We start from the raw sequence: 1,448 nt of genomic DNA on the forward strand, positions 1-1,448 counted from the left end.
AAACACCTCCATTTGGCGTCTTTCCTTGGGTTCGGTTAGGGTTTGACCGGCATTCGCACCGATCGGCAAAGTCTTTCTTTCCGCCGGACAGATCGACTTTTGCTGTCCTTCGGTTCTGAACCATTCTCCAATGCGTGACCTGATGCCGGTGGCTTCGGTCACAGAGTGGCGTTCGGCTCCCGGTTTCCCATTCTCCTTGAGGAGCGCAGCCCAGTCCTGCCGGGCTCACTAAGAAAACATCAGGACAACCGGGATATCGTCGACGTGCCTTCCATGATCCTTTCACCGCGCCGCTCGTAAGCGCGCTGGTCACGCAGGATCTGGAAGGCGATCGTCAAAAGCTTGCGCGCGATGGCAACCCGCGCCTTGTTTACTCCTCTGATCTTCAGGTGCTCGTATTGGCTTCGAAGCTGCGCGTCACTGGCGATCGCTGGCGTCACCGCTTCGACGAAAGCCCAGCGCAGCCACTTGTTGCCCTGTTTGATGATCTTGCCGTGGAAGGTCTTGCCGCCAGAGGAATAGGTCGACGGTACAAGCCCGGCATAAGCGGCAAGCTTCTTGGGGTTGCGAAAGCGGGATATATCGTCAATCTCCGCGTCGATCAGCCGGGCGAAGAACTCGCCGATTCCGGGGATCGTCTTTAACAGTTTGACGTTGGCATTGGCCTTGGTCATTGCCCGGATCGTTGATTCCGACTGCTTGATCCGCACATCGATGTCGCCGATGAAGTCGAGGCCACGGTCGATCTGGATGCGGTCGATTTCCGCGACGTTGACCTGCGCCAACTGGATGCGGCCGGCCTTGCCGAACAGATCACCAAGTTTCTTCAACTGCGCCGTCTGCTCCGGATAGCGATCAAACACCGTGACGATCCGGTTCTTCGTCATCGTGCGCAGCCGCACGTAAAACATCCGTTCGCGCAGCGCGACGCGGAGCTCCCGTGATTTCTCGCTTGGCGCCCAGGCTTCAGGAACCAGGTCGGCCCGCAGCAGATGCGCCAGCACGGTCGCGTCGATCTTGTCCGTCTTGATCTTGGCGTCGGCGATCGCCTTGACCTTCAGCGGATGGGCGAGAACGACATCATCGCAAATGTCGTCGAGCCAATCGTACATCACCATCCAGTTGCGCGTCGCCTCGATGACCGCATGCGAGTTCTCGCGGTAGCCCGCGAGAAAGCCGCCGAGCGACTGGCGATTGTTCTTCACCCGGCCGGATCTGAGCGTTTTGCCGCTACTGTCCTGGACCACCAGATGACTGTAGGATTTGTGGTAGTCGACGCCGATATGGTAATCATAAGAGGCAGTCATGCTTCCAACTCCTTTATTGAGATCTGCGAAACCCCAATAGGATAAGCCGAAAGGCTGGAAGTGTGACTGTCCCTGGATCATCGAATACATCTCACTGATCCCTTCTCTCAACGGGCGTGGCCTCTTTCATGCCACCTCCTT

The 1,448-nt window shown here is 57.5% G+C and carries 1 protein-coding gene; it reads right to left on the reverse strand.

Features of this window, described 5'->3' with window-relative positions; all coding sequences use genetic code 11:
- Positions 1–239: 239 nt before the first annotated feature.
- On the reverse strand, positions 240–1,307 hold the full coding sequence (locus FHX15_RS30745; protein WP_184402089.1) for an IS110 family transposase: 1,068 nt from the start codon (positions 1,305–1,307) through the stop codon (positions 240–242).
- Between the last annotated feature and the right edge of the window lie 141 nt (positions 1,308–1,448).

Origin of the sequence: Rhizobium sp. BK650 (assembly GCF_014195325.1) — a bacterium.
Classification (GTDB): Bacteria; Pseudomonadota; Alphaproteobacteria; order Rhizobiales; family Rhizobiaceae; genus Rhizobium.